This is a genomic window from Glutamicibacter sp. BSL13 (assembly GCF_052928425.1).
Map to the genome: position 1 here is coordinate 1 of NZ_JAVGCZ010000075.1, position 13166 is coordinate 13166.

The following is a 13166-nucleotide window of genomic DNA, read 5'->3' on the forward strand; positions in this document are numbered from 1 at the left end:
GCGGTCGCCACCCCCGATGAGCTGCCGTTGGCCCCCACCCGCAGCTTCGCCCGCCAGCTGCTGGGCACCGTGGGCCAGGCGACCGCGGAAATCATCGAGAAGTCCGAGGGCAAGGTCAAGGCCGGGGACCAGGTGGGACGCTCCGGGCTGCAGGCCCAGTACAACCAGCTGCTGGCCGGCACCGCCGGCACCACGGTGGGCAGCTACAACTCCGAGCACGAGCAGCAGGACGAACTGTTCAGCAGCGAGCCGGTCAACGGCAAGGACCTGGAGCTGAGCCTGGATCCGAAGCTGCAGCAGCTGGCCGACTCGGTGGTCGCCGACACCGACTCCCCCGCCGCGCTGGTCGCCGTGCGCCCCTCCGACGGGGCCGTGCTGGCCGCCGCCTCCGGGCCGGAAGACAACGCCTACAACACCGCGCTGCTGGGCAAGTACGCCCCGGGGTCCTCCTTCAAGGTCATTTCCGCGCTGGCGATGCTGCGCGACGGGGCCACCCCGGGCACCAAGGTCGACTGCCCCGCCACCACCACCGTGGATGGCAAGGCCTTCAAGAACTACGACGGCTACCCCTCCAGCGCGCTGGGCCAGCTGCCGCTGTCCGAGGCCCTGGCCCAGTCCTGCAATACGGTCTTCGTTGAGGCCGGGGCGGACCTGGGCTCCTCCAAGGTCGCCCATGCGGCCGGCTCGCTGGGTTTGAACGCGCAGGATTCCACCGGCGCCAACGCCTTCCTCGGCACGGTGCCCGATGATTCCAAGGGCACGGAGCTGGCGGCCAACATGATCGGGCAGGGGGTGGTGCAGGCTTCCCCGCTGGGCATGGCCACGGTGATGGCCTCGGTGGTGGCCGGTGAGACCGTGCACCCGCAGCTGGTGCTCACCGACGCGCAGGACCAGCAGGACGCCGGGCAGTCCCAGCAGCCCAGCCCCTCGACGCAGGCCACCGAGCTGAGCGCGGATGAAGCCAAGCAGCTGCGCTCCATGATGGGCGAGGTCGTGGACCACGGCACCTTGAAGCAGCTGAATTCGGTGCCCGGCGGCACGGTGATCGGCAAGAGCGGCACCGCGGAGTACGACGCCGAACGCAACGCCCACGCCTGGGCCATTGCCGGGCAGGGCGACCTGGCGATCGCGGCCTTCGTCGAGGAGGGCGAGGGCGGCGCGCAAACCGCCGGGCCGCTGGTGCGCGAGTTCCTCACCGAGCTGCCGCGCTAGGGCGCTGCCGCAGGCAGCCGCCGGCAATGACAAATCGCGGCCCCGGGGATGATCCCCGGGGCCGCGATTCGCATCTTCATCGGCAGCGTGCCTGGTTTGCGCCGCAGCCCCGCATCGACCACCGGGACGGGGCGCTGGCTGCGGCTACAGCACGTCCGTGGCGCCGTCCTTCTTCAGCTGCTCCACGGTCTGCTTGACCTGCTGCGCATGTTCCTTCGTGGTCACCAGCAGCGCATCGGCCGTGTCCACCACGATCACGTCATCGATGCCGATCAGCGCCACCACCCGCGGGTTGTCCCCGTACACGACCCCGGAGGCGTTGTCCGAGTAGACCCGGACCTTGTCGCCCAGGATCGTTACCCCGGTTTCCTCGCTGGCCTTGTTCAACCGGCCGATCGCGGCGAAGTCGCCCACGTCGTCCCAGTTGAAGACGCCGGGAATCACCGCGACGTCCCCGGCGGCGGCCGCCGGCTCGGCGACCGCGTAGTCGATCGCGATCTTCGGCAGCCCGGGCCAGACTTCCTCCATGACCGCGTCTCGCTGGTCGGTGTCCCAGGCGGCGGCGATGCGCATCAGCCCGGCATGCAGGTCCGGTTCGTTGGCCTGAAGGTGCTGGAGCATCAGCGAGACCGGGGCGACGAACATGCCCGCGTTCCACAAAAAGCCGCTGGCCAGGTACTGCCGGGCGGTGTCCGCGTCGGGCTTCTCCACGAACTGGGCGACCGCGCGGGCGGTGGGAGCGTGCTCGATCTCCAGCGGCAGGCCGGTCTGGATGTACCCGAACCCGGTCGACGGGTGGGTGGGGTGGATGCCGATGGTCACGATCTTGCCGGTGGCCGCAGTGTGGATGGCCTCGCGCACCGCCTCCTGGAAGACCTCCACCGGACCGATGACCTGGTCGGCGGCGAAGGAGCCCATGATGATGTTCGGGTTGCGGCGGTACAGGATGGCCGCGGCCAGCCCGATCGCGGCGGCGGAGTCACGTGGCTCCGGCTCCAGCACCAGGTTCTCGTCGCAGATCTCGTTTAGCTGGCTCAGCACGGCGCCACGGTGCGCCCGGCCGGTCACCACCATGATCCGCTCACTGGCCAGCGGCACCAGGCGGTCGTAGGTGGCCCGGATCAGCGTGGAGCCCGAGCCGGTCAGATCGTGCAGGAACTTCGGGGCCGACGCCCGGGACAGTGGCCACAGCCTGGTTCCGACTCCACCGGCCGGAATGACGCCATGGAAACGCGCTAGCAGGTCTTCATTCACAACAGCAAGACTAGTTCATTGGCCCATCCGCGCCCGGCTTGAACGCGTCAATGCGCGTTGGATTTAGCGCACATTTGCGATAATTAGAACATTGAAAAATGCCCTAATCCACGGGCATTTGTGGCCATTCGGCGCAATATTCACCCCTATCGGTGAACCTGCTCACACAAAATAATCAGAACATAGAACACACCGGCACGAGTGGTTTAGACTCGGGCAAGGAACGCTCGCACAAGTGCGTCACATTTCATTGTGTGCAAGATACACATGCGCCGTTGCGAGTCTTGGAGGTTTAGTTCAGTGTCGAAGACTTCGTCAGGCACCCTCTACCGCGGCCGTGAGGGCATGTGGTCATGGGTGGGACACCGAGTCACCGGTGTCGTTATTTTCCTTTTTCTCTTGGTGCACGTGCTTGATACTGCACTCGTCCGCGTCGATGCCAGCGCATACGACGCCGTTATCGGCACCTACAAGAACCCGTTGATGGCCCTGGGCGAGACCGCCCTGGTTGCCGCCATCCTCTTCCACGCCTTTAATGGCCTGCGCGTGATCCTGGTGGACTTCTGGAAGCAGGGCACCAAGTACCAGCGCCAGCTGCTGTGGGGCGTGCTTGGCCTGTGGGTCGTCGTCTTCGCCGGATTCGCCATCCGCCACCTGTCGCTCGCCTTCGGAGGTCACTAAGCCATGAGTGTCGATATTCAAGCTCCGCGCAGCAGCCAGCGCATGGACCCGAAGTACATTCGCGGTCCGAAGTCGCGCGGCAACTTCGAAATGCTCGGCTGGCTGTTCATGCGCCTGTCCGGCGTGGTCCTGGTCGTGCTGATTTTCGGTCACCTGATCGCCAACCTTATTGTTGGCGACGGCATCAACGCCCTGTCCTTCGGCTTCGTGGCCGGCAAGTGGGCCTCCCCGGTCTGGCAGTTCTGGGACCTGGCCCTGCTGTGGCTCTCCATGCTGCACGGCACCAACGGTGTGCGCACCATCATCAACGACTACGCCGAGAAGCACGCGACCCGCACTTGGCTGAAGGGGCTGCTGTACGTGGCCACCATCTTCATCCTGGTCCTCGGCTCGCTGGTGATCTTCACCTTCGATCCGTGCGTGGCCAACAGCCCGCTGCCGCAGTGCGCCTAATTGCGCGCCACACCGCAATAGATTTCTAGAAAAGAGAGCCTCAAGAATGCAGGTACATAAGTACGACGTCGTCATCGTCGGTGCCGGCGGCGCGGGGATGCGTGCCGCGATCGAATCCGGCCAGCGCGCCCGTACCGCAGTGCTGACCAAGCTTTACCCGACCCGCTCGCACACCGGTGCGGCCCAGGGTGGCATGTGCGCGGCACTGGCCAACGTTGAAGAAGACAACTGGGAATGGCACACCTTCGACACCATCAAGGGTGGCGACTACCTGGTGGACCAGGACGCAGCCGAGATCATGGCCAAGGAAGCCATCGACGCGGTGCTGGACCTGGAAAAGATGGGTCTTCCCTTCAACCGCACCCCGGACGGCAAGATCGACCAGCGCCGCTTCGGCGGGCACACCCGTGACCACGGCAAGGCTGCCGTGCGCCGCGCCTGCTACGCCGCGGACCGCACCGGTCACATGATCCTGCAGACCCTGTACCAAAACTGCGTGAAGCACAACGTCGAGTTCTACAACGAGTACTACGTGCTGGACCTGCTGCTGGTTGAGGAGGACGCCTACCGCGAGGACGGCACCGCCTACAAGCAGAAGCGCGTGGCCGGCGTGGTCTCCTACGACCTGGCCACCGGCGAACTGCACGTGTTCCAGGCCAAGAGCGTGATCTTCGCATCGGGCGGCGCCGGCAAGGTCTTCAAGACCACCTCCAACGCCCACACCCTGACCGGCGACGGCATGGGCATTGCCTTCCGCCGCGGCCTGCCGCTGGAGGACATGGAGTTCTTCCAGTTCCACCCGACCGGCCTGGCCGGGCTGGGCATCCTGCTGACCGAGGGTGCCCGCGGTGAAGGCGCGATCCTGCGCAACTCCGACGGTGAGCGCTTCATGGAGCGCTACGCACCGACCATTAAGGACCTGGCCCCGCGCGACATCGTCGCCCGCGCCATGGCCAACGAGGTGCGCGAGGGCCGCGGCTGCGGTCCAAACAAGGACTACGTGCTGCTGGACCTGACCCACCTGGAGCCGGAGCACATCGAATCCAAGCTGCCGGACATCACCGAGTTCGCCCGCACCTACCTGGGTGTGGAGCCGTTCACCGATCCGGTCCCGGTGTACCCGACCGCGCACTACGCCATGGGCGGTGTGCCGACCAACATCAAGACCCAGGTGCTGCAGGACAACGACACCGTCGTCCCGGGCCTGTTCGCCGCCGGTGAGGTCGCCTGCGTGTCCGTGCACGGTTCGAACCGCCTGGGCACCAACTCGCTGCTGGACATCAACGTCTTCGGCAAGCGCGCCGGTGTGGCCGCGGCCGAATACGCCAAGGACGCCGACTTCGTCGACCTGCCGGAGGACAGCGAGCAGTTCGTCACCAGCCAGATCGGCGCGCTGATGGACTCCAACGGCACCGAGAAGGTCGCCGAGCTGCGTTCGATCCTGCAGGAGACCATGGACAGCAACGTCCAGGTGTTCCGCGACGAGCGTTCGCTGAAGGAGGCCCGCGACGTGATCGAGGACCTGCGCATGCGCTACAAGAACATCGGCATCCAGGACAAGGGCAAGCGCTTCAACCTGGATCTGCTCGAAGCCATCGAGCTCGGCTTCCTGCTGGACCTTGCCGAGGTCATGACCGTGGCAGCCCTGCACCGCAAGGAATCGCGCGGCGGCCACTACCGCGAGGACTTCCCGGACCGCGATGACGAGAACTTCATGAAGCACTCGATGTCCTACCGCGACGCCGATGCCGTCACCGAGGACATCAAGGGCATCCGCATGGAGACCAAGCCGGTGGTCTTCACCCGTTACCAGCCGATGGAGCGTAAGTACTAATGAGCACCGAACAGCCAGAACCAGCATCAAAGATCGAGCTGAAGCCCGGTGTTGGCGGCGGCGGAGAAATCCCTACCTTCAACATCACCCTGCGTGTTCGCCGTTACCTGCCCGAGAGCAAGTCCGAGGCCTACTGGGAAGACTTCAAGCTGACCATGTACGGCACCGACCGCGTGCTGGACGCCCTGCACAAGGTCAAGTGGGAGCACGACGGCTCGCTGTCGTTCCGCCGCTCCTGCGCCCACGGCATTTGCGGCTCCGATGCCATGCGCATCAACGGCCGCAACCGCCTGGCCTGCAAGACCCTGCTCAAGGACCTGGACACCTCCAAGCCGATCACCGTTGAGGCGATCAAGGGCCTGCCGCTGGAGAAGGACCTGATCGTGGACATGGAGCCGTTCTTCCAGTCCTACCGCGAGATCATGCCGTTCCTGATCAACAACAGCCACGAGCCGACCCGCGAGCGTTTCCAGTCCGTCGAGGACCGTGAGCGCTTCGACGACACCACCAAGTGCATCCTGTGTGCCGCGTGCACCAGCTCCTGCCCGGTGTTCTGGACCGATGGCCAGTACTTCGGCCCGGCCGCGATCGTCAACGCCCACCGATTCATCTTCGACTCGCGTGACGAGGCCGGGGACATGCGCCTGGAGATCCTGAACGACAAGGAAGGCGTATGGCGCTGCCGCACCGTCTTCAACTGCACCGAGGCGTGCCCGCGTGGCATCCAGGTGACCAAGGCGATCGCCGAGGTCAAGCAGGCCATCTTGTCGCGCACCATCTAATCAGCTGCCGGACGGCACCCGAGGGGCCCCGAACCACTGCGGTTCGGGGCCCCTTTGCCATCCCCTCCCCCGGCCGGCGCCGGCTCCCCAAAGGTGCCGCTACCGCAGGGCGGATCCGGCAGGAGGAGATTAGTCTCCCAGCGAAAATCCACCCCATGCTTATTTTGAACTATTCAAGTTTGTGGCATGATAGAGATATGGCACACGATCAGACCGACGCTTCGCATGCACGCTGGGCCGAGCCCCTGCGCGCCGCGGGCCGGCGTGTGACCAAGCAGCGTGTGGCCGTCCTGGACTGTGCCACCCGCCACCCGCATTCCACCGCCGATGAGCTGCACCGCCACGCCCAGCAGGAGATCCCCGGGATCGCCCTGGGCACCGTGCACACCGTGGTGAACGACCTGGCCAGCTCCGGGCTGCTGCGTCGGCTGGATGTGCCGCATGCGGGGGCACGCTACGAAACCCGCATCACCGACCACCACCATGCCGTCTGCACGCAGTGCGGACTCGTCGAGGATGTCGCGCTGCCCACCACGGCGCCGGCCTGCCTGGACCCCAACATCGTCCGCGGGATGAAAATCTCCGTGGCTGAAGTCCTCTATCACGGGACCTGCGCCAAGTGTGCGGCGTCCGCTGGACTGAACCTTCCCTGACCACCTAGCCGGATCCAAACAAAGGAGAGCACATGGCTGCCGAAAACAACGGTCACCACACCGGTTCGACCACTCAGGCTGGCATCCCAGCCGTCAGCGACCGCAACTCGCTGACCGTGGGTGCCGATGGCCCCATCGTGCTGCACGACCACCACCTGGTCGAGACCCTGCAGCACTTCAACCGCATGAACGTTCCGGAGCGTCGTCCGCACGCCAAGGGCGCTGGCGCCTTCGGCGAATTCGAGACTACCGAGGACGTCTCGCAGTACACCAAGGCTGCACTGTTCCAGAAGGGTGTCAAGACCGAGACCCTGCTGCGTTTCTCCACCGTGGCCGGTGAGCTCGGCTCCCCGGACACCTGGCGCGACGTGCGCGGCTTCGCCCTGAAGTTCTACACCACCGAAGGCAACTTCGACCTGGTGGGCAACAACACCCCGGTGTTCTTCCTGCGTGATCCGATGAAGTTCCCGCACTTCATCCGCTCGCAGAAGCGCCTGCCGGATTCGGGCCTGCGCGACGGCACCATGCAGTGGGACTTCTGGACCCAGAACCCCGAGTCGGCCCACCAGGTCACCTACATCATGGGTGACCGCGGCCTGCCGAAGACCTGGCGTGAAATGAACGGCTACGGCTCGCACACCTACATGTGGGTCAACGAAGCCGGCGAGAAGTTCTGGGTGAAGTACCACTTCATCAACAAGCAGTCGGACAAGTTCGAGACCATCGACGGTGCCGAGGCCGAGCGCCTGGCAGGTGCGGACGCCGAGTTCCACCGCCGCGACCTGTTCAACGCCATCAAGGAAGGCAACTTCCCGCAGTGGGACCTGTACATCCAGGTCATGCCGTATGAAGAGGCCAAGACCTACCGCTACAACCCGTTCGACCTGACCAAGACCTGGTCGAAGAAGGACTACCCGCGCATCAAGGTCGGCACCCTGACCCTGAACCGCAACCCGGAGAACTTCTTCGCCGAGATCGAGCAGGCCGCCTTCTCGCCGGCGAACATGGTTCCCGGCATGGGCATGAGCCCGGACAAGATGCTGCTGGGCCGCAACTTCGCCTACGCGGATGCCCAGCGCTACCGCATCGGCACCAACTTCCAGCAGCTGCCGGTCAACCGCCCGAAGGTTCCGGTGCACAGCTACAACTTCGAGGGCAACATGTGGTACGAGCACTCCGGTGCCCGCAGCTACTACGTCCCGAACTCCTTCGGTGATTCCTGGAGCGATGAGACCGGCCCGGTCGACAACTCCTTCGAATCCGATGGAGACCTGGTGCGCTCGTCCTACACCCTGCGTGAGGACGATGGCGACTTCGTGCAGCCGGGCATCCTGGTGCGCGAGGTCATGGACGACGAGCAGCGTGCCCGTCTGGTGCAGACCGTCACCGGCGCCCTGGAGGGCGTCATCGAGCCGGTTCTGTCCAACGCCATCCAGTACTGGAAGAACATCGACGAGAACGTCGGCTCGCAGATCGAGTCCAACGTTCGCGCGAAGGCGACCGTCTAGGACCCTGCCTGCGGGCAACGGTCCAGGGACCGGTCCCGGGCGCCGCGTGCGCTAGGGCGTGAAAAAACCTCCGTGGTGCTGCTGCACCGCGGAGGTTTTTTGCCTTTCGCGCCACCGCAGGGCAATGGGCGGCAGCGGTGCCTTCCGTATGGGTATCGGCCAGGATCGGCCGGTATCGTGCCTAGCCCAGCAGCGCCAGCTGTTCGCGCAGCTGCCAGGTGCCGGCGTGCATCGCAAAGAGCTGCACCTGGTCCACGGTGAAGCGCAGCTCCACCCCGGACAATGCGTGCAGGGCCGCGTCCAGTTCGGCGTCGGTGACGTTCTGGGCGATCGTCAGGTGCGGGTGGTACTCGAAGGGCGAGTCGTGGCGCAGCGGGCCGTGCAGCAGCGCCTGGTGCAGCTGCCGGCAGGCGTCCAGCCCCTGGCGCAGCGGCAGATACACCACCGGGCTCAGCGGCCGGAAGGAGATCGCCGCTCCCAGCTGCACGGTGAACGGGGGCTGTGCGGCGCAGACCCGCTGCAGGTGCTGCGCCGCGTCCTGCCAGCTGGCGCCGCCGTTCAGCGACCCGGTGACCAGGGTGATGTGCGGTTCGATGAGCAGGCTGGCCTGGCCCCCGTAGCTGGCCCGCCAGTCGCGCAGCTGGGTGCGCGGCGGTTCGGGCACCGGGATGACGACCCCCAGCGTGTACTGGGGGTCCTCAGGCGGGACCGGGTGCGGCTGCACCGCTACCGCAGGCTTCCCAACGGCGGCAGGAAACCGACTTTCTCGTACACGTCGGCCACGGTGCGGCTGGCCACCTCACGGGCCTTGTTCGCCCCGGTCAGCAGCAACCGGTCCAGCTCGGCCGGGTCATCGAGCAGCTCCAGGGTGCGTTCGCGGATCGGGGTGAGCCGTTCGACCACCGCATCGGCCACGGCGACCTTCAGGTGCCCGTACATCTTGCCCTCGAACTCGGCGACCAGCTGCGGCACCGGGCGTTCGGTGACCGCGGCCAGGATGTCCAGCAGGTTCGAGACCCCGGGCTGGTTTTCCTTGTCGTAGGCGATGACGGTGCCGGTGTCGGTGACCGCGGACTTGATCCGCTTGGCGATCAGCTTCGGCTCATCGAGCACGTTGATCAGCCCGTTGGGCGACTCCGCGGACTTGGACATCTTCGCGGTGGGGTTCTGCAGATCGTAGATCCGCGCCCCCTCGGCCGGGATCTGCGCCTTGGGCACCACGAACGTCTGCCCGAAGCGGTGGTTGAAGCGCTGGGCCAGGGTGCGGGTCAGCTCCACGTGCTGGCGCTGGTCATCGCCCACCGGCACCCCTTCGGGCTGGTAGAGCAGGATGTCCGCGGCCATCAGCACCGGGTAGGTGAACAGCCCGACGCTGGCGTTCTCGGTGCCGCCCTTGGCGGTCTTGTCCTTGAACTGGGTCATTCGGCTGGCCTCACCGAACCCGGTGATGCAGTTGAACACCCAGGCCAGCTGGGCGTGCTCGGGAACCTGGGACTGGACGAAGAGGGTGGACTTCTCCACGTCGATGCCCCCGGCGATGAACTGGGCGGCGGTCTTGCGGGTGCGGGCCTGCAGGTCCGCCGGGTCCTGCGCGACGGTGATCGCGTGCATGTCCGGGATGAAGAAGAACGCGTCGTACTGATCCTGGGTCTTGACCCAGTTGACCAGCGCTCCGAGGTAGTTGCCCAGGTGCAGGGAGTCGCCGGAGGGCTGCATGCCCGACAGGACGCGGGGACGGGTGGTGCTCATGAGATTTCGATCCTTAGAACTGGTAGTCGACGACCAGCGGTGCGTGGTCGGAGAAACGCAGGGCGTATTCGCTGGCACGGTCCACGTGGGCCTTGATCGCCTTGGCGGTCAGCTCCGGGGTGGCCATGTGGTAGTCGATGCGCCAGCCGGCGTTGTTCACGAACGCCTGGCCGCGCCAGGACCACCAGGTGTAGGGGCCCTGCTCGTCACCGGCCAGGGTCCGGGCCACGTCCATGTAGCCGATCTGCTCGCCGAAGAAGCCGTTGAAGTAGGCGATCTCCTCGTCCAGCACCCCGGCACGCTTGTTGTGGTTCGGCTTCCAGTTCTTGATGTCGCGTTCGGTGTGCACCACGTTCAGGTCGCCCACGACCAGCACATGGTCCTTGGTGGCCTTCAGCACCGGCAGGTGCTCGGTCATCCGCTGCAGGAAGCGGTACTTGTCCTCCTGCTTGGGGGTGTTCAGCTCCCCGGAGTGCACGTAGGCGGAGACCACGCACAGCGTCGAGCCGTCGGCCATGGTGAAGTCCGCCTCCACCCAGCGTCCGGACTCGGCGAAGTACTCATCGCCAATGTGCTCGCGCACCGCCACCGGTTCGGCGCGGGAGAGGATCGCCACCCCGGCCCGGCCCTTGTCCTTGGCCTCGGCATGCAGGATGTGCCAGCCCTCGCCCACCAGCTCGCGCACGATCTTGTCCGGTGCGCGCACTTCCTGCAGGCACAGGATGTCCACGTCGCGCGCCGCAATCCAGTCCGCCATGTTGCGGCGGTAGGCGGCACGGATGCCGTTGACGTTCACCGAGGCCACACGCACGGCGCCGGCATTCTTGTTCAGGATTTCCGAGCTGGTAGGTATCACGGTTCCACCTTACAAAAAGACAGCGCAACGCCCGGGCAGGACGCTGCGCTGTGCGGTAACAAAAACTAGTCGATGATCTCGCCGTCGATCGGCTGCTCATGGGGTTTCATCATGTCCCGGGCGTTGGCAGCGGTCATGTTGATGGTGTCCAGGGCCCGGTCGATCATGGCGCGCGACTCGGGACCGGCCTTCTCCAGCTCCTGCTGGATCACCCCGGCCTGCACCTGCACGATCTTGAAGGAGTGGTCCAGCTTCATGTCGCGCTGGCTGGTGGCCTCATCGATCACGACGGTGGAACCACCCTTGGCCCGGTCGGCGACGGCCACGGTGGCCTCACGCAGCGAGGTGTTGATCCGGTCCGCCCCACGCTTGAGCCCGAACACCAGGAACGCCGAGAGCAGCAGCCAGCCTCCGGAAATGACGACCACGAACCACCCGACGATTTGGTTCGAGTTGGCGGCGAAGATGACCGCGACCAGGAGGATGATGAGCATCACGCCCATGGAGACGGTGGACGCGTTCAGCGTCAACTTCTTCCCGCGTGATGCGTTGCTGCCTAGAGATTCCATGCCACCCATTCTCCCATCGGTTCGCGGCGGCCACCAACTTTCGGCCCGTCGCTTCGCCCACAGCGTCAGGCCCGCCGCCGGCACCGGTGCCCAGGCGGGCTCAGAACGGCAGGATCCCCTCCAGCAGCCGGCGCAGCCCGCCCCACAGCCCCTGCCCGTCGGGCCGGGGTGAGAAGGCAAAACGCACCAGCAGGAAGCCGACGATGCCCACCACCCAGGCCCCGGTCTCCGCCGCGTAGCGTCCCAGCTTCGCCCCGACCCGCTGCAGCCACCGGTCCATCCGCGATCCGGCCAGGCGCCGCACCGCGACCAGGCCCAGGGCCGGCAGGATCATCACCAGGCAGTAGACGCCCAGCACGGCGCCCTGCACGAGGCCGCTCCAACCCAGCGTTCCCATCAGCCCCAGGGCCCCCAGGTAGGGCAGCATGGTCGGCACCTCCAGCAAACCGGCCAGCAGGGCCAGCACGATCACCCCCGCCCAGGAATCCAGTGCGGCGCCCAGGTGCCGGCGCAGCCGGGCCGGCACCGCCTGGTCGTGGGCCACCGCCGTCGTCCCGGGCTTCGCCGCAGGTGCCGGCTCCGTGCCCGGTGTGCGGCCGGCGGCGTGCTCAGCCGGGGCGGGCGGCGTGGGGCCTTGCGGGGTCCCGGCGGCATCCTTGCCCGCCGGTTTGCTCAGCAGCGCCCAGGTGAGCATGGCCCCGCCCACCAGCAGCGCGAGCATCCGCAGCAGCGGGGCGTCGAAGAACCCGTCCGGCAGCAGCTGGGTGCCGGCCAGCCAGCCGGCCCGCAACCCCAAGCCCAGCAGCCAGTAGAAGACGGCGATGATGCCCAGGTAGGCCAGTACCTTGGGAATGGCGCGGCGGTAGTCGCGGCGCAGCAGCAGCCAGATCGGGATCACCAGGGTGCCGATGCTGGTGGCGTCGATGAGGGCAAGTACGGCCAGTGCGGCGGCCGGTGCCTGTTGCATGAAGTCCATGCCATCGAGCCTGCCAGTGGGCGGGAACGGGCACATCGGGCATCGGTCCACGCCGGTGTCCTACCTTTGGGGGACGGCAGCGGACGGGCCGGTGGACCATGATGGAGGGGTGAAGATCGATTTTTCGCATACCCGGCGGCGGTTCATCAGCGGCGAGCAGGAGCCGGAGGTGGCCATCACCTACCTGGTGCTGGCCGTGGTGCTGCATGCCGCCGGGCTGGTGAACACCCCGGTGTTGCCCGCAACGCTGGCCGCCTGGTGGCCGCTGGTGCTGCTGGCCGGCGTCGGATGCATCCTGCTGCGCCGCCGCGCCCCGCTGCCCTGCGCGTTGGGCATGGCCGCGGCCGGCTCGGTACTGCTGGCGATGGGCAGCATCGGCGGCTACTTCCTGATCTTCGAAACCGTGTTCACGATCTTCCTGCTCTGCCCGCCGCGCACCCGCAATGTCACCGGAACACTACTGGCCACGTTCACGGTGCTGGCCGCCGCCGCGCAATGGGCCAGCGACGCCGGGGCCAGCGCGGTGGTGCTCACCGTGTTCACGATCGGGTTCGTGCTGTTCACCCCGATGCTCTGGGCCCAGAACGTGCGCACCGCCAAGGAGCTGGCCGCCAGCCAGGCCGAACGGGCGCGGCAGGC

At 66.4% G+C, this 13166-nt stretch carries 14 protein-coding genes; 8 read left to right on the top strand and 6 right to left on the bottom strand.

What is annotated here, in order from left to right:
- Positions 1 to 1212 (top strand): penicillin-binding transpeptidase domain-containing protein (locus RCJ92_RS11830; RefSeq protein WP_446754665.1); only part of this gene is annotated, 1212 nt, incomplete at its 5' end.
- Between the two features lie 144 nt (positions 1213 to 1356).
- Here the strand turns inward: RCJ92_RS11830 and RCJ92_RS11835 are convergent.
- Positions 1357 to 2466, bottom strand: a complete 1110-nt coding sequence (locus tag RCJ92_RS11835) for a mannose-1-phosphate guanylyltransferase (RefSeq protein ID WP_346922823.1) — start codon at positions 2464 to 2466, stop codon at positions 1357 to 1359.
- Positions 2467 to 2733: 267 nt separating this feature from the next.
- On the opposite strand from RCJ92_RS11835, the gene sdhC reads away from it, so the two are divergent.
- The 6 genes from sdhC (at position 2734) to RCJ92_RS11865 (ending at position 8377) form a co-directional block, all read left to right on the top strand.
- A complete protein-coding gene (sdhC, locus tag RCJ92_RS11840; protein WP_138173650.1) occupies positions 2734 to 3147 on the top strand; it encodes a succinate dehydrogenase, cytochrome b556 subunit in 414 nt (137 codons plus the stop codon).
- 3 nt (positions 3148 to 3150) lie between these two features.
- Positions 3151 to 3600, top strand: coding sequence for a succinate dehydrogenase hydrophobic membrane anchor subunit (locus tag RCJ92_RS11845; protein ID WP_138173550.1), 450 nt, complete (start codon positions 3151 to 3153; stop codon positions 3598 to 3600).
- Between the two features lie 46 nt (positions 3601 to 3646).
- Positions 3647 to 5434 carry a succinate dehydrogenase flavoprotein subunit gene (gene sdhA, locus RCJ92_RS11850; protein WP_138173548.1) on the top strand — a complete coding sequence of 596 codons (1788 nt, stop codon included), beginning with the start codon at positions 3647 to 3649 and terminating at the stop codon, positions 5432 to 5434.
- Positions 5434 to 6216 (top strand): succinate dehydrogenase iron-sulfur subunit, encoded by a 783-nt coding sequence (locus RCJ92_RS11855; protein ID WP_138173546.1) that lies wholly within the window; start codon positions 5434 to 5436, stop codon positions 6214 to 6216. The genes sdhA and RCJ92_RS11855 overlap by 1 nt, the downstream gene beginning before the upstream one ends.
- A gap of 197 nt (positions 6217 to 6413) precedes the next feature.
- Positions 6414 to 6869, top strand: coding sequence for a Fur family transcriptional regulator (locus RCJ92_RS11860; protein WP_246049721.1), 456 nt, complete (start codon positions 6414 to 6416; stop codon positions 6867 to 6869).
- A 32-nt stretch (positions 6870 to 6901) separates the two neighbouring features.
- On the top strand, positions 6902 to 8377 hold the full coding sequence (locus RCJ92_RS11865) for a catalase (RefSeq protein WP_138173544.1): 1476 nt from the start codon (positions 6902 to 6904) through the stop codon (positions 8375 to 8377).
- 181 nt (positions 8378 to 8558) lie between these two features.
- On the opposite strand, the gene RCJ92_RS11870 is transcribed toward RCJ92_RS11865, so the two are convergent.
- The 5 genes from RCJ92_RS11870 to RCJ92_RS11890 form a co-directional block, all read right to left on the bottom strand.
- Positions 8559 to 9101, bottom strand: coding sequence for a 2'-5' RNA ligase family protein (locus RCJ92_RS11870; RefSeq protein ID WP_138173542.1), 543 nt, complete (start codon positions 9099 to 9101; stop codon positions 8559 to 8561).
- Positions 9102 to 9103: 2 nt separating this feature from the next.
- Positions 9104 to 10126 (bottom strand): tryptophan--tRNA ligase, encoded by a 1023-nt coding sequence (gene trpS, locus RCJ92_RS11875; RefSeq protein WP_138173540.1) that lies wholly within the window; start codon positions 10124 to 10126, stop codon positions 9104 to 9106.
- 13 nt (positions 10127 to 10139) lie between these two features.
- Positions 10140 to 10982 (bottom strand): exodeoxyribonuclease III, encoded by an 843-nt coding sequence (locus RCJ92_RS11880; protein WP_138173538.1) that lies wholly within the window; start codon positions 10980 to 10982, stop codon positions 10140 to 10142.
- A 65-nt stretch (positions 10983 to 11047) separates the two neighbouring features.
- Positions 11048 to 11551: a hypothetical protein gene (locus RCJ92_RS11885; RefSeq protein ID WP_360028476.1), complete on the bottom strand. Its 504-nt coding sequence runs from the start codon at positions 11549 to 11551 to the stop codon at positions 11048 to 11050.
- Positions 11552 to 11651: 100 nt separating this feature from the next.
- Positions 11652 to 12527, bottom strand: a complete 876-nt coding sequence (locus RCJ92_RS11890; protein WP_446754666.1) for a GAP family protein — start codon at positions 12525 to 12527, stop codon at positions 11652 to 11654.
- Between the two features lie 109 nt (positions 12528 to 12636).
- Between RCJ92_RS11890 and RCJ92_RS11895 the strand changes: the two genes are divergently transcribed.
- The coding region (locus RCJ92_RS11895) for a hypothetical protein (RefSeq protein ID WP_446754667.1) at positions 12637 to 13166 on the top strand (530 nt) is incomplete at its 3' end.